Origin of the sequence: Streptomyces sp. UH6, assembly GCF_013421635.1 — a bacterium.
GTDB lineage: Bacteria > Actinomycetota > Actinomycetes > Streptomycetales > Streptomycetaceae > Streptomyces > Streptomyces abyssomicinicus.
Window position 1 is genome coordinate 1 of sequence record NZ_JACADT010000686.1, and the last position, 3,088, is coordinate 3,088.

3 protein-coding genes and 1 pseudogene are annotated in these 3,088 nt (G+C 72.6%); all 4 read left to right on the forward strand.

Annotation, left to right across the window (positions count from 1 at the left end; genetic code table 11):
* Nucleotides 1-380, forward strand: a 380-nt coding sequence (locus tag HW445_RS24265; protein ID WP_180223076.1) for a collagen binding domain-containing protein, incomplete at its 5' end; no start/stop codon positions are given.
* Between the two features lie 150 nt (nt 381-530).
* On the forward strand, nt 531-1,364 hold the full coding sequence (locus tag HW445_RS24270) for a M55 family metallopeptidase (protein WP_151770172.1): 834 nt from the start codon (nt 531-533) through the stop codon (nt 1,362-1,364).
* A complete protein-coding gene (locus HW445_RS24275; RefSeq protein ID WP_180223077.1) occupies nt 1,357-2,679 on the forward strand; it encodes a M20/M25/M40 family metallo-hydrolase in 1,323 nt (440 codons plus the stop codon). Before HW445_RS24270 ends, HW445_RS24275 begins: the two co-directional genes overlap by 8 nt.
* 5 nt (nt 2,680-2,684) lie before the next feature.
* Nucleotides 2,685-3,088: pseudogene (locus HW445_RS24280) on the forward strand (S9 family peptidase); the annotation flags it as partial.

A 3,088-nucleotide genomic window follows, 5' to 3' on the forward strand; every position in this document is an offset into this window, starting at 1 on the left:
TGATCAGCGACCTGGTGGCCGGCGAGTACACCCTGGCCGCCAGCGCCCACGCCTACCGGCCCACCGCCCTGCCGGTCACCGTGCAGGCCTCCCGGGAGACCCGGCAGGGCATCGGGCGCGGGGGCGGCGCGGTGCTGCGCGGCGTGGTCCGCGGCGGCGGCGGGCGGCCCGTGGAGGAGGCCCGGGTCACCCTGCTGGACGCCGCGGGGAACGTCGTCGACACCCTCACCACCGGCTCCGACGGCACCTTCCGCTTCGTCGACCTGTCCTCCGGCGAGTACACGGTGATCGCCGCCGGCTACCCGCCGGTCGCCACCGTCCTCCAGGTGGCGGGCGGCGGCCGCACCGAGCGCGACCTGCAGCTCGGCCACCAGGACTGATCGGCGGACCTCCGGCGCCGGGGCCGACGCGGTCCGCGGGCCCCGGCGCCAGAGGTCCGGACCGGTGAAAGATCACCTCGCCGTCGCCTCGGTCTACACTCACGCCCCAAGCGTGCGTGCGGCCGGAAGACCGGAAGAACGGAGCGACGGGTGAAGATCCTCATCAGCGCCGACATGGAGGGCGCCACCGGCGTCACCTGGCCGGCCGACGTCCTGCCGGGCACACCCCAGTGGGAACGCTGCCGGTCCCTGTTCACCTCCGACGTCCAGGCGGCCGCCCTCGGCTTCTTCGACGGCGGCGCCGACCAGGTCCTGGTCAACGAGGCCCACTGGACCATGCGCAACCTGCTCCTGGAACGCCTCGACGAGCGAGTGGAGATGCTCACCGGGCGGCACAAGGCGCTCTCCATGGTCGAGGGCGTCCAGCACGGCGACGTCGACGGCATCGCCTTCATCGGCTACCACGCGGGCGCCGGGATGGAGGGCGTCCTCGCCCACACCTACCTCGCCAACCAGCTCACCGGGGTCTGGCTGAACGACGTCCGGGCGAGCGAAGGCCTGCTCAACGCCCATGTGGTGGCCGAATACGGGGTACCGGTCATTCTGGTGACCGGCGACGACGTGGCCTGCGAGGACGCCCTCGGATACGCACCCGAGGCGCGGAAGGTCGCGGTGAAGGACCACGTCTCGCGCTACGCGGCGGTGTGCCGCACGCCTTCCCGCACGCACGGGGAGATCCGGGCCGCCGCCAAGGAGGCGGTGTCCCTGGCCGTCCGTCACGAGCCGGTGACGGCGGGCCCGCACACCGTGGCCGTCGAGTTCGACGCGGAGCATCTGGCCGATGCCGCGACCGTCGTTCCGGGCGTGGGCCGTGTCGGAGAACGCAAGGTCGCCTACACGGAAGGAACCATGTACGACGCAATCCGCACCTTCAAGGCGGTCACCACGATCGTCTCGGCCGCGGTGGAGGAGACGTATGGCTGACCAGCAGGCTCTCGACGAGGTCGTGACCTTCGCGTCCGACCTGATCCGCATCGACACCACCAACCGGGGCGGCGGCGACTGCCGCGAACGCCCCGCCGCCGAGTACGCGGCGGCCCGGCTCGCCGAGGCCGGTCTCGAACCCACCCTCCTGGAGCGGACCGAGGGCCGCACCAACGTGGTCGCCCGCCTGGAGGGCACCGACCCCTCCGCGGACGCCCTCCTCGTCCACGGCCACCTCGACGTGGTGCCCGCGGACGCCGCCGAGTGGAGCGTTCACCCGTTCTCCGGGGAGATCCGCGACGGCGTGCTCTGGGGCCGCGGCGCGGTGGACATGAAGAACATGGACGCGATGATCCTCTCCGTGGTCCGCTCCTGGGCACGCGAGGGCGTACGGCCCCGCCGCGACATCGTGATCGCCTTCACCGCCGACGAGGAGGACAGCGCCGTCGACGGCTCCGGCTTCCTCGCCGACCAGCACGCGGGGCTGTTCGAGGGGTGCACCGAGGGCGTCAGCGAGTCCGGCGCCTACACCTTCCACGACGGCTCCGGCGGACGGATCTACCCGATCGGCGCCGGTGAACGCGGCACCGGCTGGCTGCGGCTGACCGCACGCGGGCGGGCCGGGCACGGCTCCAAGGTCAACCGTTCCAACGCCGTCACCCGCCTCACCGCCGCGGTCACCCGCCTCGGCGAGCACAGCTGGCCGCTCCACCTCACCCCGACCGTCCGCGCCGCACTCTCCGAACTGGCCGCGCTCTACGGCATCGACGCCTCCCGGTACGACCTCGCCGACTCCGACCAGGTCGACGAGCTGCTGGTGAAGATCGGCCCGGCCGCCGCCCTGGTCGAGCCGACGCTGCGCAACAGCACCAACCCGACCATGCTGGACGCCGGTTACAAGGTCAACGTGATCCCCGGCGAGGCGGGCGCCCACGTCGACGGACGCTTCCTGCCCGGCGGCGAGCAGGACTTCGAGCGCACCCTCGACGAACTGACCGGCCCGGACGTCGAATGGGAGTACTACCACCGCGAAGGCGCCCTCCAGGCCCCGGTGGACTCCCCGACCTTCGCCAAACTGCGCGCCGCCGTCGAGGAGTTCGACCCCGAGGCGCACACCGTGCCGTACTGCATGTCCGGCGGCACCGACGCCAAGCAGTTCGCCAAGCTGGGCATCACCGGATACGGTTTCGCCCCCGTGTGGCTGCCCGAGGGCTTCGCCTACCAGGCGCTCTTCCACGGAGTGGACGAACGGGTTCCCGTCGAAGGACTTCACTTCGGCGTCCGGGTGCTGGACCGTTTCCTGCGGACGGCGTGACAGAGATGGGGGACAAGGTGCGCACACAGGCCTACGGGACATGGCCCTCGCCGATCGGGGCGGCGCTCGCCGCCGACCACGACGGAGCGCCGCAGTACCCGGGCTTCGTCGGCGACGAGGTCTGGTGGACCGAGCCGAGACCCGCCGAGGGAGGCCGCCGGGCCCTGGTGCGCCGCCGCGCCGACGGCACCGAGGAATCGGTGCTGCCCCCGCAGTGGAACGTGCGCAGCCGGGTCATGGAGTACGGCGGCCGGCCCTGGACCGGAACCGTCCGGGACGGCCGGCCCGTGATCGTCTTCGTGAACTTCGCCGACCAGCGGCTCTACCGCCACGAGCCGGACGGCGGCGCCGAGCCGCAGCCGCTCACGCCGCTCTCCGCGGTCGGCGGCGGACTGCGCTGGGTCGAGCC